Source organism: Microvirga sp. ACRRW (assembly GCF_022346925.1).
In the GTDB taxonomy this organism is placed as follows: Bacteria; Pseudomonadota; Alphaproteobacteria; order Rhizobiales; family Beijerinckiaceae; genus Microvirga.
Window position 1 is genome coordinate 339,270 of record NZ_JAKRNJ010000004.1, and the last position, 22,897, is coordinate 362,166.

Sequence of the window (22,897 nt, forward strand, 5' to 3'; positions counted from 1 at the left end):
TTCAGAGCTTCGGCGAAACCCTCAACTCCAGCTTTGCCAATCCCGCAGGCCGCATATCCGGCGTCAAGTTGTATCCGACGGAGACGTTGAGGGTCGATTGGAACGCGGCGTCCGAGCCAAGAACCGTCTGGCCTAAGAATTCAGACGTAAGGCTCGAACTGAGCGCTCCGTTGGACACGTCCATGCTCACGTTGGGCGAGAAACGGAGCTTCGTTTCCCATGCGCTCAAGGGCAGATCCAACGGCACGTTCAACCTTCCGCTGAGCGACTGAAAATAATCGGTTTGCGCATTGTCGATGGAGCCCGCTGTCGAGAGGCCGATTTCAACGCCACCCAACCTCTTCACATCCTGCGACCATGACGATTCCCACATGGCTTTCGAGGACAGGAAGCGGCTTTCACCGCTGCTTCTGGTGAGTTCCGTGCCGACCATGAAATTCCAGTCCTGGAAAGGCTGCATCTTCGCACCAACCGTCCTGTCGGAATCGGAAGCCGCGAAAGTCGGCGTCTTCGATGCGGCGAGTCCGTTCGTCCATGTTTGCATGCGGTTCAGGGAATAGGCTGCTTTGGGATTGCCAGCGCGCCGCGCGGCGACATCCTCGATCCGCCAAACCTGCATATCGGCCGCGCTCCCGGCTCCATCCTCAAGCGCATAAGCCGAAGAGCAAATTTCAAAAATGCAAAGCAGAAAGACTGCAATTTTCCAATTTTTCGAGGACATGGAGCAACACAGAATTTAATCTTAAAATGAAAAGAATATGCAAAGGCGTTCGAACACGATCCTCTAACAAAGAGATGAACAAGGGTTTAGCCTGAGCGATGCTCAAATAAGCATCAAGACTGCCGGATCTTTGAACCCGATACTCACAACTCCCGCAGAACAGGCGACTTTTTTCTTGATACGCGCGCAACGGACATAAGGACGCATCCGCACAAATGAAAACGGCCGGGCTTTCACCCGGCCGTTTCAGATTGTCAGGGCTGCATGAATCAGCCGGCGATCTTGTACTTCACGAAGCCTTCCGGCGCGTCGCCCATCTTCTCGACCTTGATGCCTGCGGGCTGGTAGGCGGAAGCATTCGGGCCCGTCGTGAACGTCATGGTGACGCCCGAGGGAACGGCGAGCGACCAGGAGCCGTCGGCCTTCGGTGCGACTTCCTTCTTCTCGATGATGTAGCGCATGATCGCGTCGCGGGTGAGGTCGGGCGCCTCGAACACCATCGTCGTGCCGTCGGCGCCGGGGAAGTTGCCGCCGCCGCCCGCGCGGTAATTGTTCGTCACCACGAGGAATTGCTGATCGTCCGCCACGGGCTTGCCGTTATAGGTCAGGTCCTTGATGCGGTGCGCGTCGGCATTCACGACCTTGCCGTTGTCGTCGTAGCGCGAGGCTTGCGTCGGATCGATCTTGTACTGCACGCCTGCGATGACATCGAAGTTGTAGGCTGGGAATTTCGGGTTGATGAGCTCCTGCTCGCCGCCCTTGGCCACATCGATCTGGTTATAGATGCCCGCCGAGCGCTCCAGCCATTCGCGCACCTGCGCGCCGGTGATCTTCACCACGCGGATCGTGTTCGGATAGATGTAGATGTCCGCCATGTCCTTGATGGCGAGCGGGCCGGGCTTGATCTCGGTGAAGTAGTTCGGGCCGCCGCGTCCGCCGGCCTTGAAGGGAGCCGCCGCCGAGAGGATCGGCAGGTCCTTGAAGGCGGAGGCTTTCAGCTGATCGGCCACGTACCAGGACTGCGCCTCGGCCACGAGCTTCACGGACGCATCGTCCGCCACGAGCGAGTAATAGGAGTGGATCGGAACCGCCGTGGTGCCGACAGGCTCGCGCACATATTTCAGCGTCGCATCGTGACCGGCCTGCGCCGCTGCCATCACGGTTGCATCCGAATCCACTTTCGCGACCACCTTGCGGTCGACACGGTCGTAGATCGGACGCGCCTCGGTGCGGAAGTTCGCAACCTTCCAGGCATTGCCGTCCTTCGTCAGATCGAGATCGATGAGGCCGAGATGGCTGCCCCAGAAACCGGCCATGACGGCGGGCTTGCCGTGCAGCGTGCCGGCCTTCACGTCGACGCCGGGGATGTTGTTGAATTCCTTGCCGCCGGGGAACACGAAGTGCTGGTGGCCGGTGAGAATGACGTCGATGCCATCGACCTTCGCGAGGTGCAGCGCCGCGTTTTCTTCACCGCCCTTGCGCTCGCCGCCCGCGATGCCCGAATGGCAGAGCGCAACGACGATGTCGGCACCGGCCTTCTTCAGATCCGGCACGTGCTTGTTCGCGGCATCGACGATGTCGATGGTGGTGGCTTTGCCGTCGAGGTTGGCCTTGTCCCACTGCACGATCTGCGGCGGCACGAAGCCGATGACGCCGACCTTGATCTTCTGCTTCGCGCCCGCTTCATCGACGAATTCACGGTCGAGGATGAGCCAGGGCTTCTGCAGCGTCTCGCCATTGGCCTTGATGACGTTGGCGCAGACCAGCGGGAATTTCGCAGCGCCCAGCGCGTTCTGCAGGAAGTCGAGGCCGTAGTTGAACTCGTGATTGCCGAGCGTGCCGCAATCGTAGTTCAGCACGTTCATGGCGGCGACCATGGGGTGCACGTCGCCCTTCTTCATGCCCTGACGGTAGGCCACGAAATCGCCGAGCGGCGAGCCCTGGATCAGGTCGCCGTTATCGAAGAGCAGGCTGTTCTTGGCTTCCGAGCGCGCGCCCTTCACCAGGGTTGCGGTGCGCGCGAGGCCCACCGTGTCGTCCGCCGCATCGCGGTAGTAATCGTAAGGGAAGATGTTCACGTGGAGATCGGTGGTCTCCAGGATGCGGAGCTTCACCACCGGATTGGCCTGGCCCATGGCGAAGTGCGGCAGGGTGGAGAGAGCGGCGGCGGCCACGCCGGTTTGAAGAACGCGGCGGCGGGTGATCGACGATGTCATGGACGGCTTCCCTGTGAATGGAACGTTGTTCCTTAATCAGAAGGAAGCACATCTTTTATGACAGGATCAAGATAGCCGGCTCAAGGTATCCCTACCAATTGCACCCTCTTGTCATCCCCGGCGAGCGCCAGCGAGGGAAGGGGATCCACGACTGGGTGCAGCGCTATGGATTCCCTTCCCCTCCGCTGCGCTCCGGCCGGGAATGACACTGGAGGCTCACGACGCCCTGAGCGCCTCGTCGAGGTCGCGGTAGAGATCTTCCACGTCCTCGATGCCGGTGGAAAGCCGCAGAAGGTCCGGAGGGCAAGGCGTTCCGGGACCTTCGATGGAAGCGCGGTGCTCGATGAGGCTCTCGACGCCGCCGAGCGAGGTTGCCCTTTTCCACAGGCCGACCTTTGCGGCGGTCGCGATGGCGGCTTTTTCACCACCCGTCACCTGGATCGAGAGCATGTAGCCGAACCCGCCCTCCATCTGCCGGGCGGCGATGTCGTGGCCGGGGTGCTGTGGCAGGCCGGGATAGAGCACCCGCGCCACCTTGGGGTGCGCGGAGAAGCGCTGCGCCAGATCGAGGGCCGACTTTGCCTGCGCGGCTGTCCGCACATGGAGCGTGCGCATGCCGCGCATCAGGAGATAGGCCTCGAAGGGGCCGAGGATCGCGCCCTGCATCTTGCGGATGGAGGCGACCTTTGCCCAGAACTCATCGGCCTTCGCGCCCGCAAGCACCCCCGCCACCACGTCGGAATGGCCGTTCAGAACCTTGGTCGCCGCATGCATCACGATGTCAGCGCCCAGCGTCAGCGGACGCGTGTGAACCGGCGAGGCCGTGGTGGAATCGACCGCGAGGCGGGCGCCCGCCGCACGGGCGATCTCAGCGACAGCGGCGATATCGGTGATGGTCCAGAGCGGGTTCGACGGCGTCTCGACCCAGATGAGCTTTGTGCTGCCCGGCACGACCGCTTTGCGCAGCGCATCGAGATCGTCCGTCTCCACGAAATCGACCTGAAGCCCCCAGCGAACGGCCTCTGTCATCAGCCAGCTGCGCAGGGCCCAGTACATGACCTTCGACGCCACGATGTGATCGCCGGGGTTGAGCGCCTGGAACACGGCGGTGGCCGCAGCCATGCCGGAGGAGAAGAGCAGCGCGCCGGCTTGCGCCTCTTCCAGCATCGCCAGCACCTCTTCCGCCTCGCGGATGGTGGCGTTGTCGGGGCGGCCATAGACGTAGCCGGTGGAATAGGCGTTGTCCTCGTCGCGGATATAGGTGGTCGCCACGTGGATCGGCGGCACCACCGCTTTCGTGATCGGATCCACATGCCCCATGGCTTGAGCGGTCAGGCTGCGCTTCGACCAGGGAAGACGGGACGACGACATGGGAACCTCCGACAAGCGTGGCAGTTGCGTGATATGAAGACGCGTACCTCTTAAAGGGATTTCAGTAATGCCGACAGATCAAACCGTGACGGGCAGCCATGCAACACCGCCGCTCCTGCGGCTTCTGATCGCCGTCGTGCCGGTCGTGGCCGTCAGCTTCGCGGGCAGCCTCGTGACCCGTGCCAAGATCCCGACCTGGTATGCGGGGCTCGCCAAACCCGGCTTCAGCCCGCCGAACTGGCTCTTCGCCCCGGTCTGGACCACTCTTTATGCGATGATGGCTTATGCGCTCTGGCGCATCCTGTCGCTGCCGAGGAGCATGCCCGGACGCACGGGAGCGGTGGTTCTCTTCTTCGTGCAGCTCGCCCTGAACTCAGCCTGGTCCTTCGCCTTCTTCGGCGCGCAGAGCCCGCTCCTGGGCCTCGTCGTCATCGCCGCCCTGATCGTCGCAATCCTCGCCACGATCCTTGCTTTCTGGAAGCTCGACCGGATCGCCGCGCTGCTTCTCGCGCCGTATCTCGCCTGGGTCTGCTTCGCGACCCTGCTGAACGGCTCGATCTGGCAGCTGAACGGCTAGCTACTCCGGCTTGTCGAACAGGTCCGGGTTCGTGTCGTAGCGGTCGAGCACACCGACGAAAGGAAGCTGGCGGTAGGAATGGGCGACATCCATGCCGTAGCCGATCACGAACACGTCGGGGCAGGTGAAGCCCACGTAATCCGGATCGATGGACACGGCGCGCTTGCCGGGCTTCTCCAGAAGGACAGCCGTCTTCACGCTCTTCGCGCCGCGGGCCATCAACAGGTCCTTGGCGAAGGTCACCGTGCGGCCGGATTCGAGAATGTCGTCCACGAGCAGCACGTCGCGGCCGCGCACGTCGCTTTCCACGTCGCGCAGGATCGTCACGTTGCCGGAGGAGACAGTGCCGTCGAGATAGCTGGAGAGATGCACGAACTCCACCTGCGGCTCGAGGCCCACCCGGTGCAGGGCGCGGATGAGGTCCGCCGCGAACATGAAGCTGCCCTTGAGCACGGCGACGACGAGCAGGTTCTCCGGCTTGGAACGCGCGATCTCCTCCGCCAGCGCCTCGTTGCGCTTGGCGATGGCGTCTTCGTCGAAAAGAACCCGGATACGGTGGGCAGCGGTCATCGTCGGTCAGTCCAGAAAAAATTGTCAAAAAGGCCCGAAGGCTTCCCTCTTCACGACCATGGCGACGCGCGGAAGTCAAACGGACTTCACGATTTTCCCGGCAAATCGGGAGATCGTGACCGCTCCTGCGGCAATGTTCCCCGGCCGCTTTGCTTTCCGTCCATGCCCCGCAAGTTTATGGCTTGCTAACCATGACCGGGCGATAAGTTGAGACGAATCGCCTGTGGCCGGCATCCCGTCCGGCCACTTTGTCTTGCTTTCCAGGAGGGTTCAGGCGCGCGTGAGAGCCTATTACGACGAGGAATTCGATGAGGGCGCCGCCCCATCGGTGCATTTCGAGAATGTGGGCGTGCGCTATGGCATGGGGCCCGAGGTCCTGCGCGACCTGACCTTCTCCATCGAACCGAATTCCTTCCAGTTCCTCACCGGCCCCTCGGGCGCGGGCAAGACAACCCTGCTTCGCCTCATCCTGCTCTCGGTCAAGCCGACGCGCGGATTGATCTCGCTCTTCGGCGAGGACGTCTCCCGGATCTCGAAGAACGAACTCACCGGCCTTCGCCGCCGCATGGGCGTGGTGTTCCAGGATTTCCGCCTGCTCGACCACCTCACGACCTACGAGAACGTGGCCCTTCCCTTGCGCGTCCAGGGCAAGGACGAGGGGAGCTACCGCGCCGAGGTCGTGGAGCTTTTGCGCTGGGTGGGCTTAGGGGACCGCATGCACATGCTGCCGCCCGTGCTCTCCGGCGGCGAGAAGCAGCGCGCGGCGATTGCCCGCGCGCTCATCGTGCGGCCTGACCTGCTGCTCGCCGACGAACCCACCGGCAACGTGGACCCTTCGCTCGCCAAGCGCCTGCTGCGTCTTTTCATCGAACTCAACCGGCTCGGAACCTCGGTGGTCATCGCCACCCACGATTTCAGCCTCATGGATCAGCTCAACGTGCGCCGCCTCGTGCTCGGCGACGGGCGGCTGCATATCGACGAATGAGCCGGATGAACGCGCCCCAACCCCGCCTCAAGAGGGCCGCTCCGCAGAAGGAGCAGGGAGGAGCCAAGCGCCTTCCCGCCTCCTTGAGCCGCAACGCGCCTCTGGTGCCCGTGGACTCGGCGGGCGGTCAGGCGCTCGCCGCCGTCATCGCGATCCTGACCTTCCTGGCCGCGCTCTGCGCGGGCGGCGCGGAGCTGGTCTCCGCCAGTTCCGCCCAATGGCGCTCGGAGATCGCCCGCGAGGTTACGATCCAGATCCGCCCCAATCCGCAACGCTCCATGGAAGACGACGTGGCGCGGGCGGTGGTGCTCGCGCGCCAGACGCCGGGCGTGGAAACGGCCCAGCCCTTTACGAAGGAAGAATCCGAGCGCCTGCTGGAGCCATGGCTCGGCACGGGCCTCGACTTCAAGGACCTGCCGGTCCCGCGCCTCATCGTCATCAAGCTGAAAGAGGACGAGCGGCCCGATTTCGGACCCTTGCGCCAAAGCCTGCAGAAGGACGTTCCGGGGGCGACCCTCGACGATCACGCGCTGTGGGTCTCACGCCTGTCCACCATGGCGAACACCATCATCGGCACCGGCATCTTCCTGGTAGCCCTCGTTCTGGTCGCGGCGGGCTTGGCCGTCGTCTTCGCCACGCGCGGAGCCATGGCAGGCAACAAGGAAGTGGTGGAAGTGCTGCATTTCGTAGGCGCCAACGACGATTTCATCGCCAAGGAATTTCAACGCCGCTTCTTCAGGCTCGGCCTTCGCGGCAGCGCCTTCGGCGCAGGAGGCGCCTTGGTGCTCACCATCATCCTCGGCCTCATCACCCGCTCCTGGCGCGCCAGCCCGGCAGGAGACCAGATCGAGGCCCTCTTCGGAGCCTTCAGCATCAGCTGGACCGGCTATCTCGTCGTCATCCTCATCGCGCTCCTGGTGGCGCTGGTCACGGGTGTCGTGTCGCGGCTGACGGTGAGACGTTTTCTTAACGGAAATGGTTGATCCTTCATTGCCGGACTCGAAAGGTCTTCCCGCCTTCGGGCTCCATCCCTTGCTCGTTTTGTGAAGCAGCCCATCGCCTTACGCGGAAAAACGGAATTTCTTTCTGCATGTTGCGCAGCTTCCAGTGGATAAAGAGAGTTGCCTCTCCATTGCCGCATTCTCCCTTATCATCACCCGAGATGAGTTCGCAGACGCAGAGTTGGACGCCGAGCGCCATGGAATCCGCTGAAGCCTTGGGCTGGGGCTGGACGATGTCCGGTGCCGCGGCGCGCCCCGATAAAAGGTCCCCCATGCGGCGTATCCTGCGTATCGGTGCATGGAGCCTGGCCACCTTCTGCCTGACCGGTTTTCTCGGTTTCCTGGCCTTCGTCTACAGCCTTGATCGTTTCGAGCAGCAGCCGGAAACCCGGGCCGACGGCATCGTGGCCATGACCGGCGGCGCGCAGCGCATCGGCGACGCCATCGACCTGCTGGCCAAGGGCTATGCCAAGCGGCTCCTGATCTCCGGCGTCAACGAGAAGACCAGCCGCGACCAGATCTCGCGCCTCAATCCCGGCCAGCGCCAGCTCTTCGATTGCTGCGTGGACCTGGATTACCGGGCCCGCAACACCATCGGCAACGCCATCGAGACGCGGCGCTGGGCCGAAACGAACGGCTTCGACACCCTCATCGTCGTGACCTCGAACTACCACATGCCCCGCATGCTGGTGGAACTCGACCATGCCCTGCCGAACCGGCAGAAGATCCCCTACCCTGTCGCCGCGACCGTCGACCCGCATGCCTGGTGGCACGATCCGGCAACTGCCAAGGTACTGGCCACCGAATATCTGAAGTTCCTGGCCGTCTGGGTCCGCACCCGCTTCGAGGACGACCCGGAGGATTCCTCGATGGCCTATCTCATCAGCCGTGGCGCCCCAAGCCAGCAGGCCAGCGCTCACACGTCCTTGCACTAGAGCCCGAACTCACTAAGGTGAAATTACCCGCGGAGCCTCATGCTCCGCTTTTTCCTTTTTCACGAAGCCATGCTGTTCGTTCGCTCCCTGCTGTTCAACGTCGTCTTCTACGCCTACCTCATCCTATGGCTGATCCTGCTGATCCCGGGCATGGTGATGCCGCGCAAGGTCTTCATCAGGATGGTGCAGGCCTGGGCGCGCTCCTCCCTTTGGCTGCAGCAGATCATCGCCGGCACGAAGGTCGAGATTAGCGGGCTTGAGAAGATTCCGCCCGGCGGCGCTCTGGTGGCGGCCAAGCACCAGTCCCTGTGGGAAACCTTCGCGCTGCTGACGCTGTTCGACGATCCGACCTTCATCCTGAAGCGGGAGCTGATGTGGCTTCCCTTCTTCGGCTGGTATCTCTGGAAGGCGGGCTGCGTGCCGGTGAACCGCAAGGCCGGATCCTCAGCCCTCATGCAGATGACGGCACGCGCCAAGGAAGAGGCGCAGCACGGCCGCCAGATCATCATCTTTCCGGAAGGCACGCGCCGTCCGCCGGGAGCGCCCCCGGCCTACAAATACGGCGTGGCGCATCTTTATCAGAACCTCGGCTTTCCCTGCATTCCGGTCGGCCTGAATTCCGGCCTCTACTGGCCCCGCCGCCAGTTCATCCGCCGCCCCGGTACGATCCGCGTGGAGATTCTCGACCCCATCGCGCCCGGCCTGCCGCGAGAGGAATTCTTCAAGCTCACGCAGGAGCGGATTGAGGAATCCTCCAACAGATTGCTTGCGGAAGGACGGCGTGAGCTGGGCTTGAGCGATTCGGCCCAGACGCCCGCCGCTTCGACCACAAATATCTGATACTGCTAAGCTTTCTCGACCTTGACGGGTCGCTTCGCCGCACCTACATATAAGAACATATGGCGAACAAGCGAACCATATCCTGGAATACGGCTATGCGGGACCTCCGCAACGACCGAATGCGGAGGGCTGGCGTGCGCGAGGAAAGGTTGAGGGCAACGGCGGGGCTGCGCTCCTCTCCCGCTACCTTGAGCTCATGGCGTGGCCTGTCGGGCCGCCGCTATATCGTCGGCGTGCATCCTCTCGATCTGAACGAACTCCTCGAAATCACGGACGCCGTGATTCTGGCGGTCAGCCGCGATGCAGGCGGCACCGGCCACGTGGTCGATTCCGTGCTCGCGGGCGCGGAGCCCAGCGCGGAGACGCGGACGCGATGGCTTGAAAAGGTACAGGAGCACGGCGCCTCCGAGCTTCACATCCACCGCCTCGCCGACACGGAGGCCCGCCGTCGCGAAATCCTGGCGGACCTGCGCGAGAACGCGGATCACGCCTCCTGATCGAGCGCCTCGACGATTCGCTGCATCAGCGGGTCGACGACCCCCATGGTCAGCAGATGCTCGTGTGTGGAGCGGACGTAATCGGGATTCGCGCCTGAGATGCCCTTCCCCTGCCGCACCAGGGCCAACACCTCCTCGAAGCCGAGATTGCCCGCATATTGCTGATGCTTGCGGTCGGCCACGTAGCCGAGGGCGGTGACCGGACTGCCGTCGTCGAGCCGCAAGGACAGGTGCCGCTCGAGGTACACGCTCGTCACCTGCTCGCGCTCGCGCAGGTAATGCACCGTCGCCTCCGCCTCGTCCTTCGCGACGCGAAAGGCCACGCCGTGGCAGCGGCCGCCCCGGTCGAGGCCGAGCACGAGCCCAGGGTTCTCAGGTGTTCCACGATGGACATGGGAGAGAACGCAAAGCGCGCGGCGATAGCCGTAGAGCTGCGCATGGCGGCGCTCGACGAAAGGAAAGCCCGGCCTCCACATGAGGGAGCCGTAGCCGAAAACCCACAGATCGCCAGACCCGTCCGTCACTGCTTTCATGCCCGAACCTTGCCTGCTTCGTCTTTTAGGAAGCCGCGCTTTGACGGAAAAGCGGAGATCGCTTTTCCTATCGGGCGCTACCAGCTACGAAGCAGCAGCACAACAGGAGATCTTGCATGGTCGAGGCCGTCAGCACGGAAAACCATCGCCGTAGCCGTTTCTGGCTCTATACGCCTTTCATCCTGCTGCTTCTCGTCGCAATTGCCTGGAGCGTCGCCTGGTTCTTCATCCGCAACCGCGCGGCCGAGGCGCTCGATGCGTGGATGACAGCGGAGGCGCGCAATGGGCGGCAATGGACCTGCACGGACCGCACCATCGCGGGCTATCCGTTCCGCATCGAGATCGTCTGCAACACGCTGCAACTGAAGCAGGGCGCGGTGACCGCCTCCTTCGGACGCACGGAAGCCATCGCGCAGGTCTATCAGCCGCGCCTCGTGATCGTGGAAGCAGCCGGTCCCTTGCGCGTCACCGACGGCAAGGCGAACGTGCAGGGACAGTGGGATCTGCTGCAGGCGAGCATCCACGCTTCGCGGAGTGGGCTGCAGCGTTTGTCCGTGGCTGTGACGGCGCCGAAGTTCACGGTGACGGGTCTGGCGCCGCAGGACATCGCCACCTCGAGCCAGTATCTCGAACTACACCTGCGCCCCAATCCATCCCGCGCGTCGGAGAAGGCCTATGACGCGGCCCTGTCGATCCGGCAGGCGACCGTGCCGCTGCTTGATGCGCTCATCGGTGGCTCGGAACTCACGGATCTCAATGCGGATGTCACCGTCTCGCAGGCCACGGGCTTCCAGGGCCGTCCGATCGCGCAGGAGCTGGAACGCTGGCGCAGCGCCGGCGGCACGCTCGACATCCTGATGCTGTCCGCCACTAAAGGCCCGCGCCGCATGGAGGCGAAAGGCAAGCTCAACCTCGACGAGGAGCATCGTCCCGCAGGCCAGCTCAACGTGGCGGCCGCAGGCCTCGACGGCCTCATCGGCAATCTCACGGGCAATCGCGCCAGCGGCGCTCTTCTCGGCGCCTTGCTCGGACAAGGCCCGCGCGCGCAAGGCGGCAACAATGCGCAGCAGCAGCTCACACCGCTGCCGACGCTCACCCTCAACAATGGCTTCATCGCGATGGGACCATTCGTGATCCCGAACGTGAGGCTGCAGCCGCTTTATTGACGATGCGCAGTTGTGTCATCCCCGGCGAGCCAAAGGCGAGGGAAGGGGATCCATAGCGCAACGCTTGATCGTGGATTCCCTTCCCCTCCGCTGCGCTCCGGCCGGGAATGACACTGTAAGATCGTCGCTGCTTACTGAATGAAGCGCAGCGCTTACGCCTGATCCTTGCGGCGTCCGAAATCGGGCTCCGCCGTTTCCTGACCCGACGAGATGATGCCGCGGCGGATGGCGCGGGTGCGGGTGAAGAGATCGTGCAGCTTGTCGCCCTCGCCCCAGCGGATGGCGCGCGCAAGCAGCGCGATATCCTCGTTGAGACGGCCCAGCATTTCGAGCACGGCTTCCTTGTTGTGCAGGAAGATGTCGCGCCACATAGTGGGATCGGATGCGGCGATGCGCGTGAAGTCGCGGAAGCCGCCGGCAGAGAACTTGATCACCTCGCCTTGCGTGACGGTTTCCAGATCCGCCGCCGTGCCCACGATGTTGTAGGCGATGAGATGCGGCACGTGGCTCGTAATCGCCAGCACGAGATCATGATGCTGCGCCGCCATGATCTCCACGTTGGAGCCCATGGCCGTCCAGAAAGCGCGCACGCGTTCGATGGCACCTTCATCCTCGCCTTCCGGTGGGGTGAGAATGCACCAGCGATTGTGGAAGAGCGTGGCGAAGCCCGCATCGGGGCCTGAATGCTCCGTGCCTGCGACCGGATGCGCGGGCACGAAATGCACGCCTTCAGGCAGATGCGGCTGCACCTGCGCGATCACGGACGCTTTCACCGAACCCACATCGGACACGATGCAGCCGGGCTTCAATCCCGGCTTGATGACTTCCGCGACAGCGCCGCAGACACCGACCGGCACGCAGAGGATCACGAGATCGGCATTCGTCACGCCCGCCACGAAATCGGTCGTCGCCTCGTCGGCGATTCCCAATTCGCGCACGCGCGCCACCACCTCTTCGCTGCGATCAATGGCAACGAGGGTGCCTGCAAGATTGAGATGCTTCACCGCGCGCGCAATGGACGAGCCGATCAGGCCGAGGCCGATCAGCGCGACGCGTTTGAACAGCGGCTTGTCGAGAGGGGGACCAAGACGCTCAGGCATGGTTGCCGCCTTTCATGAAATCGCGCAGAGCCTCGACCACGAGACGGTTCGCTTCCTCGCTGCCGACCGTCAGGCGCAGCGCGTTGGGAATGCCATAAGCCTCGATGCGGCGCAGGATGAGGCCGCGGCTGGAGAGGAACGCATCCGCGTCTTTCGCGGTCTGCCCGGCTGCTTCGGGGAAATGGATCATCATGAAATTCGCGACGCTCGGCGTGACCTTCAGCCCCAGCGCCTCGATCTCCTTCGTGAGCCATGCGAGCCATTGCTCGTTGTGCGCGAAAGCCTTCGCCACATGCTCTTCGTCCTGCACCGCCGCGATGCCCGCTGCCATGGCGGGGCCGTTCATGTTAAAGGGTCCGCGCACGCGGTTCACCGCATCGGCGATGTGCGCGGGCGCGACCATCCAGCCGACGCGCATGTTCGCCAGGCCGTAGATCTTCGAGAAGGTGCGCGTCATCACCACGTTCTCTGCCGTGGCGACGAGTTCGAGACCGGCCTCGTAATCGTTGCGGCGCACGTATTCCGCGTAAGCCGCATCGAGCACCAGCACCACATGGGGCGGCAGGCCCGCATGCAGGCGCTTCACTTCGTCGAAGGGAATGTAGGTGCCGGTCGGATTGTTGGGATTGGTGAGAAAAACGATCTTCGTCTTCTCCGTCACGCGCGCCAGAATCGCATCCACATCCGCGTGAAAATCCTTTTCCGGCGCAACGACGGGCGTGCCGCCGGCAGCGAGAATCGCGATGCGATAGACGAGGAAGCCATGCTCGCTGAAGGCGCCCTCATCGCCCGGACCCACATAGGTATAGGCGAGCAGCGAGAGCAGCTCGTCGGAGCCCGCGCCGCAGATGATGCGGCTGGGGTCGAGCCCATACTTCGCGCCGATGGCCTCGCGCAGCTTCGTGGCCGAGCCATCCGGGTAAAGCTCGAGATGATCGAACGTCCGCACCGCCTCGATGGCCTTCGGCGAGGGGCCCAGCGGCGTCTCGTTCGAGGAGAGCTTATGAACCTTCACGCCTCCCGCGGCCTTGCTCTTGCCGGGCACATAGGCGTCGATCTGCATCACGCCGGGACGGGGTTCGGGACGGACGGACATTTTCAAAACTTTCTAGGCAAACGATTGCGAACAGGGCTCTAACCCAGCTTGATCTTCATTTCACGTGGAAACGTTCGGCATGGCTGCCGATCTCCGCGAGCTGGGCGAGGCTGGCGCCCGCCTCCGTCAGCTCCTGCTGAAGGCGGGAGGCTTCCACGATGCCGGGCACCGCGATCAACTCCGAGAGGCCGTTGGCATCGGCAGCACTTGCCACCACCTCACCGCCGAGCCGCGTCAGCGCCTGGTTCGCGCCCTTGTGCCAGCGCTCGAACTGGGCCGCATAGAGCACTACGTCGCGCACGGCATTATCGACGAGAGGCTTGGAGATCACGAAAACCGGCGTGCCCGCCGGATGGTCCGGCCGCTCAATGAAGGGCAACCGCGCGATGACCTTCGGCCGGTCCTTCTCTGCGAGCGTGCGCCACCACGCGCCACTGGTCGCGCCCTGGTCGAGGCGGAAGATGCCGAGATCGCCCTTGGAGGTCGCCACGGCCTCGATCACCGCCGCCGCACTGGGGTGAGTGATGTAAGGAACTGTGAAGCCGAAATGGAATCGGGCCGAGTCGCGCATGGGCGCATCGCCCCCCGACACGTCGGCATGGACCGAGTAGTTCGACTGCACATAGGTGAAGGTGCCGATGATCACCCGCCAGATGCTCTCCACCGTATCGAGCGGCAGCAGGCCCGTGTGGCGCTCGGCCAAAGCCTTCATCATCGAGGCCTCGCGGCCCGGGCGGAAGGCGGAGCTGATCCCCGTCTCGGACGCCTTCTTGGACTCGATCAGCCGGTCGATGATAGTGCCGCGCTCCATGAGCAGCCGGTGCATCGCCTCGTCGATACGGTCGATCTCCTGGCGCAGCTCGGCAAGGGACGGTGCGGGCTTTGCGGTGCTCATGGCTTCGGTCCTGAAACGTTGCGCCTTTCTTTGACCCGTTTGCATCCGCTTGTCATCCCCGGCGATGGGGAGCGAAGGAAGCGGCAACAATCTCCTTGATGAGAACAGCTTCCTCCCGGGGCCGCGCAGCGGAACCCGGGATCGCCCGACGAGAATGGCGCAGATCCCCTCTCCCGAGTGGGAGAGGGATGAAGGGTGGGGGTCGCAAAGTCCAAGCGCTGCGCTTCATCCAGTGCATGCACAGAGGCTACAGCGTCCGACTTGTCATCCCGCCCACCCGGTTGCACCACCCCCACCCCTAACCCCTCCCCGCAAGGGGGAGGGAGGAGGCGTCCTATCCTGCGTACGATCCCGGCTCGGCTTTGCCGTCCGGGATGACGAGAGGTGGACAGGGAGGAGCCGGTGCAAGGAGCGCATGTTCCGCTTTTGTTCTTGACAAGGTTCCTAACCTTGGCTATAGCTGTTGGTGTCCCGGCTCAACGAGGGGCGCGCTCGCGAGGCGTCGTGATTGTCGGAGCCGGGAGCGGTCCTGTGTCAGGTTTCGCAAACCTGTCGGCGGGAGGCCCATCGTTGAAAGACACGGTGTACGCCTAAAAGAACCGTGCGCGAGGAGCCGTCGGGTTCTTCACACACTCCACAATCGAGCCGGACGCCTCCTCGCGTCTCCCTCGACCTATCCCCTCGGAGCCAAAAGCTCGCGAGGTCATTCCCCCATGCCTTTGCCCACGCGCTCTTTGACAACAGACAACCGTGTTGCTCCCCTCGCACCAAGACCTCGCAACTCAGCCATGAACCCTCATCTTCGTTGACGGCTGGACCTGCCCGAATTACGGATTGTTCGGCAAACCGAACACGGCCGCATCATCCATGACATCGTCCCCCCTCTCCCTGGAAGCGCGAAGCCAAGCCGACGATCCGTCGAGTCTGGTCATGCGCTTCGGCGCGGACGAGCCCCTGATGATGGATTCCGGCATCGCGCTTAGCCCCTGGCAGATCGCCTACCAGACCTACGGCACGCTCAACGCCGAGAAGTCCAACGCGGTGCTGATCTGCCATGCGCTCACCGGCGACCAGCATGTGGCGAACGATAATCCGGTGACGGGCAAGCCGGGCTGGTGGCTGACCATGATCGGCCCCGGCAAGCCGGTGGACACCGACCGCTTCTTCGTGATCTGCGCCAATGTGATCGGCGGCTGCATGGGCAGCACGGGCCCGGCCTCGACCGATCCTGCGACCGGCCAGCCCTATGCCCTGAATTTTCCGGTGGTCACCATCCGCGACATGGTGCGCGCTCAAGGAGCCCTCATCGACCGCTTAGGCATCGAAACCCTGTTCTGCGTGATCGGCGGCTCCATGGGCGGCATGCAGGTGCTGCAATGGGCGGCGAGCTATTCGCATCGCGTCTTCGCGGCCCTGCCCATCGCCACCGCCGCGCGCCACTCGGCCCAGAACATCGCCTTTCACGAGGTCGGCCGCCAGGCCGTGATGGCCGATCCCGACTGGCGCGGCGGACGCTATCTGCTCGAGGGCACGCGGCCCTCGAAAGGCCTCGCGGTGGCGCGCATGGGCGCGCACATCACATACCTTTCCGAGATGGCGCTGCACCGGAAATTCGGCCGCAACTTCCAGGACCGTTCAGCGCCGACCTTCTCCTTCGACGCCGATTTCCAGATCGAGAGCTATCTGCGCTATCAGGGCATCTCCTTCGTCGAGCGGTTCGATGCCAATTCCTACCTCTACGTGACGCGGGCGATGGATTATTTCGATCTCGCGGCGGAGCATGGCGGCTCACTCGCCAAAGCCTTCAAGGGCTCGGCCACGCGCTTCTGCGTGATCTCGTTCACCTCCGACTGGCTCTTCCCCACCACCGACTCGCGCGCCATCGTGCATGCGCTCAATGCGGCGGCAGCATCGGTCGGTTTCGTGGAGGTGGAAAGCGACAAGGGGCACGACGCCTTCCTGCTCGAAGAGCCGGAAATGTTTGCGGCAGCGCGGGGCTTCATCGACGCGGCAGCACGCGTGCGGGGGATCGCATGACATCAGGTCTCACCCTGCCCGCCACGGACCTCGCTACCGGCCACCGCCTCGACTTCCTGCTCGTCGCCGACATGGTCGAGCCAGGCTCGCGCGTGCTTGACGTGGGCTGCGGCGACGGCGCGCTGCTCTCGCTCCTGCGCGACCGCAAGAACGTGGACGGGCGCGGCATCGAGATTTCCCGCGAGGGCGTGAATGCCTGCCTTGCAAAAGGCCTGCCGGTGATCCAGGGCGATGCGGATACGGATCTTTCCGATTACCCGGACGATGCCTTCGATTACGTGATCCTCTCGCAGACGATCCAAGCGACACGCCAGCCGCGCGTGGTGCTTGAAAACCTGCTGCGCATCGGCCGCCGCGCCATCGTGTCGTTCCCGAATTTCGGCCATTGGCGCGTTCGTGTCGATCTGGCGCTCAAGGGTCGGATGCCGGTAACGGAAAACCTGCCCTATTCCTGGTACGACACGCCCAACATCCATTTCTGCACCATCCGCGATTTCGTGGAGCTGTGTCGCGAAGTCGGCGCGCAGATGGAAAAAGCTGTCGCCCTCAATGCAGGCGGCAAGCCCATGCAGGTGAGCCTGCCTTGGTGGGTCTGGAACCTCGTCGGCGATCAGGGCGTGTTTCTGCTGAAGCGGAAGTAGTCAGCCTCAGTGTCATTCCCGGCCGGAGCGCAGCGAAGGGGAAGGGAATCCATAGCGCAGCGCTTGATCGTGGATCCCCTTCCCTCGCCTGCGGCTTGGCCTGAGGATGACACCACCTCCTCAAGCAGCTGTTGGATCGAGATCGGCCCATTCAGGATTGGACTGCTCGATAAGCTTTATCTTCCAAGCTCGATTCCAGCCCTTCAGCTGTTTCTCACGTGCAATGGCCTCGTGAATATCGTCATACCATTCGACATAGACGAGCCTTGTCACTCCATACCGACGCGTAAAGCCAGCTATAGCCAGAGACTTATGCTGCTCCATTCTCTGTAAGGGATTTCCGGTGACACCAATATAGAGCGTGCCATTCTTTCGACTGGCTAAGATATATACAGCGTAGCTCTTAGACATCGCGCTTGCCTGAAACTACCCCTCTCCCGACGACAGCGGGTGCAGATCGCGCACCATGCTCTTCAGACGCTCGTCCAACACGTGCGTATAGATCTGCGTCGTCGAGATGTCGGAATGGCCGAGCAACTCCTGCACCACGCGCAAGTCCGCGCCATTCTGGAGCAGGTGGCTCGCGAAGGCGTGGCGCAGCACGTGCGGGCTGATCTTGTCGGCGCGCAGGCCTGCTCCGCCCGCCACGTTTTTCAACTCGCGCGCGAAGGCCTGGCGGGTGAGATAACCGGTCTCGCTGTCGGCGGGAAACAGCCAGGGGCCTACCGCCTTTCCCTGCTCCTCCAGCAGCGCGAGATAGGCGCGCGCCGCATCCCGCGCCGCATCGGTGAGCGGCACGAGGCGCTCCTTCGCGCCTTTTCCCCGAACCACGAGGAAGCGGTCGCGGGTCTTGGCAGCGCTACGCGGAAGCGAGACGAGCTCGGAGACGCGCAGGCCCGTGGCATAGAGCAGTTCCAGCAGGCACGCCATGCGCGCGGCCCTCAGACGCTCGGCAGGTGAGGCCTTAGGGTGCGAGACGCCCTCGTGGGCCACCTGCAGCAGGCGGTCGACCTGATCGACGGACAGGACCTTGGGCAGTGCCCTGCCCCGCTTCGGCGCCGAGACGGCTGCCGTGGGGTCGGCGGGGGCATAGCCTTCCACATACAAAAATTTGTGAAACTGGCGAACGGCGGAAAGCCTGCGGGCGGCGGACGAGGCCTTCAGGCCACGCTCCTCCAGGCTTGCCATGAAGCCGCGAATGATGGCGGCGGAGGCGTTGTCGGGCTGAGCCTTTTCCTCGGTGAGAAAGCTTAGGTAATCGTCGAGGTCGCGCCGATAGGCGTCCAGCGTGTTCTTGGAAGCGCCGCGCTCGGCGGCAAGCATATCCAGGAAAAGGCTGGCCTGGCGCGCGCCGTTCATCAGGAGGAAGGGTTCCGCTGGGTGGGAACCGGCACCGTGATCTCGCGCGGATCGGGCTGGACGAGGGTCGCCAGCGCGAACATGGCGGCAAACCCTAGGCCCGCGAGAATGGCAACGACGAGGAGAAACCGGAATAAGGTGGGCAATGGACCCTCTTCTTAGCGTTCCTTCGCTACAACCATGCATGGGCCGCAAAGGCAAGTACTTACGTTAAGGTTCATTCCACATGGCCCCGATAAGCTCCCTGTGACAGAGCCTATGCCGCGTGCTAGGACAAGCTCATGAACAATATCAGCCGCTTCAATCCGCTCGATGAAGCTGGCGGGCAGACTGAAAATCGCCGGCGCGGCCACCCGATCAGCCGCCAGCTCGGCGCGCGTTCGATCGTGCTCGTCGGGCTCATGGGCGCCGGGAAGAGCACGGTGGGCCGAAGATTGGCCCAGACGCTCAAACTGCCTTTCCGCGACGCCGATCACGAGATCGAGGCGGCCGCCGGCATGACGATTCCCGACATCTTCGCCATCCATGGCGAGGAGCACTTCCGCGACGGCGAGCGCCGGGTCATCGCCCGCCTGCTCCAGGAAGGCCCCATGGTGCTGGCCACCGGCGGTGGAGCCTTCATGAACGAGGATACGCGCCGGAACATCGCCGAGCAGGGCATTTCGGTCTGGCTGAAGGCCGATCTCGACGTGCTCATGCGCCGTGTCCGCAAGCGCGACACCCGCCCCCTCCTGCGCAATCCCGACCCGGAAGGCACCATGCGACGGCTCATGGAACTCCGCTATCCGGTCTATGCCCTGGCGGACCTCACCATCGATTCGCACGAGGCGCCGCACGACCGCGTGGTGGCCGACATCATCAAGGCCGTCAGCGGCTGGTTCGCCAAGGGACAACAGGGGAACGCCGAATGAGCAGCGCATCGCCCATCACGGTTCCGGTCCCCCTGGGCGACCGGGCCTATGACATCCTTGTCGGGCGAGGCCTGATCGAGACAGCAGGCTCCCGCATCGCGGCCCTCGGCGCCCGCGCCGCCGCCATCGTGACGGACGAGCATGTAGGGCCTCTCTATGCGCACTCCCTCGCTCATGCCCTGCAGGCCAATGGCCTGCGCACGTCCATCATCACCCTGCCCCCAGGCGAGGCGACGAAGTCCTATGCCAGCCTGGAGCGCGTTTGCGACGCGGTGCTCGAGGCAAAGATCGAGCGCGGCGATCTCGTGGTCGCGCTGGGCGGCGGCGTGATCGGCGATCTCGCGGGCTTTGCCGCCGCCGTGGTGCGCCGTGGCGTGCGTTTCGTGCAGGTGCCGACCTCCCTGCTCTCGCAGGTCGATTCCTCCGTCGGCGGCAAGACCGGCATCAATTCCCGCCACGGCAAGAACCTCGTCGGCGCGTTCCATCAGCCGAGCCTCGTGCTGGCCGATACGGCCCTCCTCGATACGCTGCCTCCCCGCGAGATGCGCGCCGGCTATGCCGAGGTAGTGAAATATGGCCTCATCGACGATGCGGGCTTCTTCGCCTGGTGCGAGGAGAACTGGACCGGGATCTTCGAAGGCGGCCCGGAGCGCAACGAGGCCGTGGCGCAGAGCTGCCGCGCCAAGGCCGCCGTGGTGGTGCGCGACGAGCACGAGACCGGTGACCGTGCCCTGCTCAATCTCGGCCATACCTTCGGCCACGCGCTGGAGCGCATCACGCGATACGATTCAGCACGCCTCGTCCACGGCGAGGGCGTCGCCATCGGCCTCAACCTCGCCTTCCGCTTCTCGGCCGCCTTAGGCCTGTGCACGCTCTCCGACGCGGAGCGCATCGAGGCGCATCTGAAGGACGTTGGACTTCCCACGCGCCTGTCCCATGTACCGGGTGGGTGCGGCACGGTGGATGAGCTTCTGGACGCCATGGCACAAGACAAAAAGGTGAAGGGCGGATCGCTCACGTTCATCCTCGCGCGAGGGATCGGACAGAGCTTCATCGCGCCCGGCATCGAGGCGGAGAAAGTCCGCGCATTCCTGATGAGTGAAATCAACGCATCGTCGTCATGATCGAGGAATCTTCTACCAGTGACCTCTGGTTTGCCGCACTAGTCGTCATCTTCTGCCTTCTGCTCTCGGCCTTTTTCTCGGCGGGCGAGACGGCCTTCACGGGCGCCTCCCGCTCCCGCATGCTCATGCTGGAAAAGGGCGGCGACAAGCGGGCGCGCCTGGTGAACCGCCTCCTTGAGATCCGCGAGCGCTTCATCGGCACGGTTCTGATCGGCAACAACATCGTCAATATCGGCGTATCGGCCTTCGCCACCAGCGTGCTCGTCGCGATCTTCGGCGACGGCGGCGCGCTCTATGCCACCGCCATCATGTCGGTACTGGTGATCGTGTTCGCGGAAGTGATGCCGAAGACAGTCGCCATCTCTTCGCCCGACAGCGTCTCGCTCTTCCTCTCGCGGCCCATGTCCTGGGTCGTAGCGATCCTCGGCCCTCTAGCGATTGCCATCGAGCGCCTGGTGCGCCTGATGTTGCGCCCCTTCGGCATCAAGATCGGCGAGAACACGCCGATCCTCTCCGCATCGGAAGAAATTCGCGGCCAGGTCGATCTGCTGCACAAGGAAGGCGGCGTCGCGAAGGTTCAGCGCGACATGCTGGGCGGGCTTCTCGATCTCGAAGACCTCACCGTCTCGGAGGTCATGGTTCACCGCACGAAGATGCGCACCATCAATGCGGATCTCTCCTCCGAAGAAATCGTGCGCGAGGTTCTTTCCTCGCCCTATACGCGCATGCCGCTCTGGCGTGAGAGCCAGGAGAACATCGTCGGCGTTCTTCACGCAAAGGATCTGCTGCGCGCGCTCGATGCGGTGGGCGGCGACGCGAGCAAGCTGAAGGTGGAAGCGATTGCGCTGGAGAGCTGGTTCGTGCCGGACACCACCTCGCTGCGCGATCAGCTGAGGGCGTTCCTCGCCAAGAAGACGCACTTCGCCCTGGTGGTGGATGAGTACGGCGAGGTGATGGGCCTCGTCACCCTCGAAGACATTCTCGAAGAGATCGTTGGCGACATCAAGGACGAGCACGATCTCTCCGTGCAGGGCGTACGTCCGCAGCCGAACGGCTCGGTGAACGTGGACGGCTCTGTTCCGGTTCGCGATCTCAACCGCGCCATGGACTGGAACCTGCCCGACGAGGAGGCGACCACCATCGCGGGCCTCGTCATTCACGAGGCGCAGACGATCCCAGATACCGGACAGATCTTCACCTTCCACGGATGCCGCTTCCAGGTCCTGCGCAAGTCACGTAACCGCATCACGGCACTCAGGATCACGCCGCTTCAGCCTGCACGTCCTAAAGACAGCTAATTCAGGCTTTCAGAAAATCGATCAGCGCCCGGTTGACGATTTCAGGCTCCTCGAGATGGACGAAATGCGTGCCATTCTCGATCCATACCGCGCGGCCGTCGTCGCACAGATCAAGGCTCGCTTCCGCCAATCCCTTCTCGAGATAGAAATCCTTGTTGCCCCAGATCACCATCGTCGGCACCGCGATGCGGAGATTCTCAATATGGGGTTTGCGGCGCATGGCGCGATACCAATTGATCATTCCTGTCATAGCGCCCGGCTTGCTCCAGGTCTTCTGATAGCGGTCGAGGTCCGATTGCGAGAAGATGCCCGGCCGGCCGCTGCGGATGTAAAGCTGCCGCATGAGAGCGAAGTTCTTCATGCGAAGGACCGCTTCGGGTAGCCAGGGGATCTGATAGAAGCCCATGTAGATGTTGCGCAGGAACTGCGTCGGGCTTTTCCGCCAGTAGGGAACCAGAACCTGAGGATGGAAAGAATTGATGGCGACGAACCGCTCCACATGCTGCGGATAGCGTGATGCGATCCACCATCCCACGAGCCCTCCGAAATCATGTCCGATGAGGATGAACTTCTCTCGCCCATAGGCTTTCGCGAGCCCCACGATGTCGGCTGCGAGCGTATCGAGATCGTAGGCCTTCAGGCCGATGGGCTTCTCGCTGAGATTGTAGCCTCGCTGATCCGGCGCGACGACGCGGAAGCCTGCCGCCGTCAAAGGCCCGATCTGCCGCCGCCATCCCCACCAGAAATCCCCGAAGCCATGCAACAGTATGGCCAATGGCGCATGGGCTGGGCCAGCCTGAACATCGTGAAGCGTGATACCATTGGTAGCATGCTCGCCGGATGACATCTCCGGCAAGTTGAAAGAACTCTCTTCTAAGGAAATTGACGTCATGGGAACCCGCTTCGCGGAGACCCTATGCATTTGATACCGGACGCGCAAACGAATTAAGTGCTGCAATTCGAAAGCAACAACGAAGCAGTTATTCTATTTCAGCTTAAGTGCGCCGCTTTGCGCAGGACATGA

The 22,897-nt window shown here is 63.3% G+C and carries 25 protein-coding genes; 12 read left to right on the forward strand and 13 right to left on the reverse strand.

The window, feature by feature from the left end; all coding sequences use genetic code 11:
* Nucleotide 1: 1 nt before the first annotated feature.
* The 3 genes from MHY87_RS11750 to MHY87_RS11760 form a co-directional block, all read right to left on the reverse strand.
* On the reverse strand, nucleotides 2-619 hold the full coding sequence (locus tag MHY87_RS11750; RefSeq protein ID WP_239351948.1) for a hypothetical protein: 618 nt from the start codon (nucleotides 617-619) through the stop codon (nucleotides 2-4).
* A gap of 371 nt (nucleotides 620-990) precedes the next feature.
* Nucleotides 991-2,937: a bifunctional 2',3'-cyclic-nucleotide 2'-phosphodiesterase/3'-nucleotidase gene (locus MHY87_RS11755; RefSeq protein ID WP_239351950.1), complete on the reverse strand. Its 1,947-nt coding sequence runs from the start codon at nucleotides 2,935-2,937 to the stop codon at nucleotides 991-993.
* Nucleotides 2,938-3,153: 216 nt separating this feature from the next.
* On the reverse strand, nucleotides 3,154-4,308 hold the full coding sequence (locus MHY87_RS11760; RefSeq protein ID WP_239351952.1) for a PLP-dependent aspartate aminotransferase family protein: 1,155 nt from the start codon (nucleotides 4,306-4,308) through the stop codon (nucleotides 3,154-3,156).
* Between the two features lie 67 nt (nucleotides 4,309-4,375).
* Here MHY87_RS11760 and MHY87_RS11765 point away from each other — a divergent pair, with 67 nt between their 5' ends.
* On the forward strand, nucleotides 4,376-4,885 hold the full coding sequence (locus MHY87_RS11765) for a TspO/MBR family protein (protein WP_239351954.1): 510 nt from the start codon (nucleotides 4,376-4,378) through the stop codon (nucleotides 4,883-4,885).
* On the opposite strand, the gene hpt is transcribed toward MHY87_RS11765, so the two are convergent.
* Complete coding sequence (hpt, locus tag MHY87_RS11770) at nucleotides 4,886-5,455, reverse strand: hypoxanthine phosphoribosyltransferase (RefSeq protein ID WP_239351956.1); 570 nt, start codon at nucleotides 5,453-5,455, stop codon at nucleotides 4,886-4,888. It lies immediately after the preceding gene.
* Between the two features lie 361 nt (nucleotides 5,456-5,816).
* Here hpt and MHY87_RS11775 point away from each other — a divergent pair, with 361 nt between their 5' ends.
* Together MHY87_RS11775 and MHY87_RS11780 are read left to right on the forward strand one after the other, a co-directional pair.
* Nucleotides 5,817-6,440 (forward strand): ATP-binding cassette domain-containing protein, encoded by a 624-nt coding sequence (locus MHY87_RS11775; RefSeq protein WP_239352272.1) that lies wholly within the window; start codon nucleotides 5,817-5,819, stop codon nucleotides 6,438-6,440.
* On the forward strand, nucleotides 6,437-7,423 hold the full coding sequence (locus MHY87_RS11780; protein ID WP_370644899.1) for a cell division protein FtsX: 987 nt from the start codon (nucleotides 6,437-6,439) through the stop codon (nucleotides 7,421-7,423). The genes MHY87_RS11775 and MHY87_RS11780 overlap by 4 nt, the downstream gene beginning before the upstream one ends.
* Before the next feature lie 4 nt (nucleotides 7,424-7,427).
* On the opposite strand, the gene MHY87_RS11785 is transcribed toward MHY87_RS11780, so the two are convergent.
* Entirely contained in the window at nucleotides 7,428-7,715 is a 288-nt protein-coding gene (locus MHY87_RS11785; protein ID WP_239351959.1) for a hypothetical protein, read from the reverse strand.
* On the opposite strand from MHY87_RS11785, the gene MHY87_RS11790 reads away from it, so the two are divergent.
* The 3 genes from MHY87_RS11790 to MHY87_RS11800 all read left to right on the forward strand — a co-directional run bounded on the left by MHY87_RS11790 (nucleotide 7,603) and on the right by MHY87_RS11800 (nucleotide 9,713).
* Nucleotides 7,603-8,376: a YdcF family protein gene (locus MHY87_RS11790; RefSeq protein WP_370644900.1), complete on the forward strand. Its 774-nt coding sequence runs from the start codon at nucleotides 7,603-7,605 to the stop codon at nucleotides 8,374-8,376. The genes MHY87_RS11785 and MHY87_RS11790 overlap by 113 nt on opposite strands.
* Nucleotides 8,377-8,415: 39 nt before the next feature.
* Nucleotides 8,416-9,216 (forward strand): 1-acyl-sn-glycerol-3-phosphate acyltransferase, encoded by an 801-nt coding sequence (locus MHY87_RS11795; RefSeq protein WP_239351961.1) that lies wholly within the window; start codon nucleotides 8,416-8,418, stop codon nucleotides 9,214-9,216.
* Between the two features lie 134 nt (nucleotides 9,217-9,350).
* Nucleotides 9,351-9,713 carry a hypothetical protein gene (locus MHY87_RS11800; protein WP_239351962.1) on the forward strand — a complete coding sequence of 121 codons (363 nt, stop codon included), beginning with the start codon at nucleotides 9,351-9,353 and terminating at the stop codon, nucleotides 9,711-9,713.
* On the opposite strand, the gene MHY87_RS11805 is transcribed toward MHY87_RS11800, so the two are convergent.
* Nucleotides 9,701-10,246, reverse strand: a complete 546-nt coding sequence (locus MHY87_RS11805; RefSeq protein ID WP_239351963.1) for a gamma-glutamylcyclotransferase — start codon at nucleotides 10,244-10,246, stop codon at nucleotides 9,701-9,703. The genes MHY87_RS11800 and MHY87_RS11805 overlap by 13 nt on opposite strands.
* A 116-nt stretch (nucleotides 10,247-10,362) precedes the next feature.
* On the opposite strand from MHY87_RS11805, the gene MHY87_RS11810 reads away from it, so the two are divergent.
* Complete coding sequence (locus MHY87_RS11810; RefSeq protein ID WP_239351964.1) at nucleotides 10,363-11,412, forward strand: DUF2125 domain-containing protein; 1,050 nt, start codon at nucleotides 10,363-10,365, stop codon at nucleotides 11,410-11,412.
* A gap of 152 nt (nucleotides 11,413-11,564) precedes the next feature.
* Here MHY87_RS11810 and MHY87_RS11815 read toward each other — a convergent pair whose 3' ends face one another.
* Genes MHY87_RS11815 through MHY87_RS11825 form a run of 3 tightly spaced genes read right to left on the reverse strand, consistent with a single transcriptional unit; the run spans nucleotide 11,565 to nucleotide 14,503 of the window.
* The gene (locus tag MHY87_RS11815) at nucleotides 11,565-12,512 is read right to left on the reverse strand and encodes a prephenate/arogenate dehydrogenase family protein (RefSeq protein WP_239351965.1); all 948 of its coding nucleotides are present in this window, start codon (nucleotides 12,510-12,512) and stop codon (nucleotides 11,565-11,567) included.
* Nucleotides 12,505-13,608 carry a histidinol-phosphate transaminase gene (hisC, locus tag MHY87_RS11820; protein WP_370644901.1) on the reverse strand — a complete coding sequence of 368 codons (1,104 nt, stop codon included), beginning with the start codon at nucleotides 13,606-13,608 and terminating at the stop codon, nucleotides 12,505-12,507. Before hisC ends, MHY87_RS11815 begins: the two co-directional genes overlap by 8 nt.
* Before the next feature lie 55 nt (nucleotides 13,609-13,663).
* Nucleotides 13,664-14,503, reverse strand: coding sequence for a chorismate mutase (locus MHY87_RS11825; protein WP_239351968.1), 840 nt, complete (start codon nucleotides 14,501-14,503; stop codon nucleotides 13,664-13,666).
* An 867-nt stretch (nucleotides 14,504-15,370) separates the two neighbouring features.
* On the opposite strand from MHY87_RS11825, the gene MHY87_RS11830 reads away from it, so the two are divergent.
* Together MHY87_RS11830 and metW are read left to right on the forward strand one after the other, a co-directional pair.
* Nucleotides 15,371-16,540: a homoserine O-acetyltransferase gene (locus MHY87_RS11830; RefSeq protein WP_239351969.1), complete on the forward strand. Its 1,170-nt coding sequence runs from the start codon at nucleotides 15,371-15,373 to the stop codon at nucleotides 16,538-16,540.
* A complete protein-coding gene (gene metW / locus MHY87_RS11835) occupies nucleotides 16,537-17,181 on the forward strand; it encodes a methionine biosynthesis protein MetW (RefSeq protein WP_239351970.1) in 645 nt (214 codons plus the stop codon). The genes MHY87_RS11830 and metW overlap by 4 nt, the downstream gene beginning before the upstream one ends.
* A gap of 120 nt (nucleotides 17,182-17,301) precedes the next feature.
* On the opposite strand, the gene MHY87_RS11840 is transcribed toward metW, so the two are convergent.
* The 3 genes from MHY87_RS11840 to MHY87_RS11850 are packed head-to-tail and all read right to left on the reverse strand — an operon-like array spanning nucleotide 17,302 to nucleotide 18,686.
* On the reverse strand, nucleotides 17,302-17,592 hold the full coding sequence (locus MHY87_RS11840; protein ID WP_239351971.1) for a GIY-YIG nuclease family protein: 291 nt from the start codon (nucleotides 17,590-17,592) through the stop codon (nucleotides 17,302-17,304).
* Between the two features lie 15 nt (nucleotides 17,593-17,607).
* The gene (xerD, locus tag MHY87_RS11845) at nucleotides 17,608-18,540 is read right to left on the reverse strand and encodes a site-specific tyrosine recombinase XerD (RefSeq protein ID WP_239351972.1); all 933 of its coding nucleotides are present in this window, start codon (nucleotides 18,538-18,540) and stop codon (nucleotides 17,608-17,610) included.
* Nucleotides 18,540-18,686: a histidine kinase gene (locus MHY87_RS11850; RefSeq protein ID WP_239351973.1), complete on the reverse strand. Its 147-nt coding sequence runs from the start codon at nucleotides 18,684-18,686 to the stop codon at nucleotides 18,540-18,542. The genes xerD and MHY87_RS11850 overlap by 1 nt, the downstream gene beginning before the upstream one ends.
* Before the next feature lie 135 nt (nucleotides 18,687-18,821).
* Between MHY87_RS11850 and MHY87_RS11855 the strand changes: the two genes are divergently transcribed.
* The 3 genes from MHY87_RS11855 to MHY87_RS11865 are packed head-to-tail and all read left to right on the forward strand — an operon-like array spanning nucleotide 18,822 to nucleotide 21,873.
* Nucleotides 18,822-19,451 carry a shikimate kinase gene (locus MHY87_RS11855; protein WP_239351974.1) on the forward strand — a complete coding sequence of 210 codons (630 nt, stop codon included), beginning with the start codon at nucleotides 18,822-18,824 and terminating at the stop codon, nucleotides 19,449-19,451.
* A complete protein-coding gene (aroB, locus tag MHY87_RS11860; protein ID WP_239351975.1) occupies nucleotides 19,448-20,575 on the forward strand; it encodes a 3-dehydroquinate synthase in 1,128 nt (375 codons plus the stop codon). Before MHY87_RS11855 ends, aroB begins: the two co-directional genes overlap by 4 nt.
* The gene (locus MHY87_RS11865) at nucleotides 20,572-21,873 is read left to right on the forward strand and encodes an HlyC/CorC family transporter (protein ID WP_239351979.1); all 1,302 of its coding nucleotides are present in this window, start codon (nucleotides 20,572-20,574) and stop codon (nucleotides 21,871-21,873) included. Before aroB ends, MHY87_RS11865 begins: the two co-directional genes overlap by 4 nt.
* A gap of 1 nt (nucleotide 21,874) precedes the next feature.
* Here MHY87_RS11865 and MHY87_RS11870 read toward each other — a convergent pair whose 3' ends face one another.
* Nucleotides 21,875-22,720, reverse strand: a complete 846-nt coding sequence (locus tag MHY87_RS11870; protein WP_239352274.1) for an alpha/beta fold hydrolase — start codon at nucleotides 22,718-22,720, stop codon at nucleotides 21,875-21,877.
* Nucleotides 22,721-22,897: the final 177 nt, after the last annotated feature.

What these genes read in the sequence shown, in the direction of transcription:
- MHY87_RS11750 (WP_239351948.1), bottom strand. Translation starts at nt 619, where the DNA reads ATGCAGGTTTGGCGGATCGAGGATGTCGCCGCGCGGCGCGCTGGCAAT.
- MHY87_RS11755 (WP_239351950.1), bottom strand. Translation starts at nt 2,937, where the DNA reads ATGACATCGTCGATCACCCGCCGCCGCGTTCTTCAAACCGGCGTGGCC.
- MHY87_RS11760 (WP_239351952.1), bottom strand. Translation starts at nt 4,308, where the DNA reads ATGTCGTCGTCCCGTCTTCCCTGGTCGAAGCGCAGCCTGACCGCTCAA.
- MHY87_RS11765 (WP_239351954.1), top strand. Translation starts at nt 4,376, where the DNA reads ATGCCGACAGATCAAACCGTGACGGGCAGCCATGCAACACCGCCGCTC.
- hpt (WP_239351956.1), bottom strand. Translation starts at nt 5,455, where the DNA reads ATGACCGCTGCCCACCGTATCCGGGTTCTTTTCGACGAAGACGCCATC.
- MHY87_RS11775 (WP_239352272.1), top strand. Translation starts at nt 5,817, where the DNA reads ATGGGGCCCGAGGTCCTGCGCGACCTGACCTTCTCCATCGAACCGAAT.
- MHY87_RS11780 (WP_370644899.1), top strand. Translation starts at nt 6,437, where the DNA reads ATGAGCCGGATGAACGCGCCCCAACCCCGCCTCAAGAGGGCCGCTCCG.
- MHY87_RS11790 (WP_370644900.1), top strand. Translation starts at nt 7,603, where the DNA reads ATGAGTTCGCAGACGCAGAGTTGGACGCCGAGCGCCATGGAATCCGCT.
- MHY87_RS11785 (WP_239351959.1), bottom strand. Translation starts at nt 7,715, where the DNA reads ATGGGGGACCTTTTATCGGGGCGCGCCGCGGCACCGGACATCGTCCAG.
- MHY87_RS11795 (WP_239351961.1), top strand. Translation starts at nt 8,416, where the DNA reads ATGCTCCGCTTTTTCCTTTTTCACGAAGCCATGCTGTTCGTTCGCTCC.
- MHY87_RS11805 (WP_239351963.1), bottom strand. Translation starts at nt 10,246, where the DNA reads ATGAAAGCAGTGACGGACGGGTCTGGCGATCTGTGGGTTTTCGGCTAC.
- MHY87_RS11810 (WP_239351964.1), top strand. Translation starts at nt 10,363, where the DNA reads ATGGTCGAGGCCGTCAGCACGGAAAACCATCGCCGTAGCCGTTTCTGG.
- MHY87_RS11815 (WP_239351965.1), bottom strand. Translation starts at nt 12,512, where the DNA reads ATGCCTGAGCGTCTTGGTCCCCCTCTCGACAAGCCGCTGTTCAAACGC.
- hisC (WP_370644901.1), bottom strand. Translation starts at nt 13,608, where the DNA reads ATGTCCGTCCGTCCCGAACCCCGTCCCGGCGTGATGCAGATCGACGCC.
- MHY87_RS11825 (WP_239351968.1), bottom strand. Translation starts at nt 14,503, where the DNA reads ATGAGCACCGCAAAGCCCGCACCGTCCCTTGCCGAGCTGCGCCAGGAG.
- MHY87_RS11830 (WP_239351969.1), top strand. Translation starts at nt 15,371, where the DNA reads ATGACATCGTCCCCCCTCTCCCTGGAAGCGCGAAGCCAAGCCGACGAT.
- metW (WP_239351970.1), top strand. Translation starts at nt 16,537, where the DNA reads ATGACATCAGGTCTCACCCTGCCCGCCACGGACCTCGCTACCGGCCAC.
- MHY87_RS11840 (WP_239351971.1), bottom strand. Translation starts at nt 17,592, where the DNA reads ATGTCTAAGAGCTACGCTGTATATATCTTAGCCAGTCGAAAGAATGGC.
- xerD (WP_239351972.1), bottom strand. Translation starts at nt 18,540, where the DNA reads ATGAACGGCGCGCGCCAGGCCAGCCTTTTCCTGGATATGCTTGCCGCC.
- MHY87_RS11855 (WP_239351974.1), top strand. Translation starts at nt 18,822, where the DNA reads ATGAACAATATCAGCCGCTTCAATCCGCTCGATGAAGCTGGCGGGCAG.
- aroB (WP_239351975.1), top strand. Translation starts at nt 19,448, where the DNA reads ATGAGCAGCGCATCGCCCATCACGGTTCCGGTCCCCCTGGGCGACCGG.
- MHY87_RS11865 (WP_239351979.1), top strand. Translation starts at nt 20,572, where the DNA reads ATGATCGAGGAATCTTCTACCAGTGACCTCTGGTTTGCCGCACTAGTC.
- MHY87_RS11870 (WP_239352274.1), bottom strand. Translation starts at nt 22,720, where the DNA reads ATGTCATCCGGCGAGCATGCTACCAATGGTATCACGCTTCACGATGTT.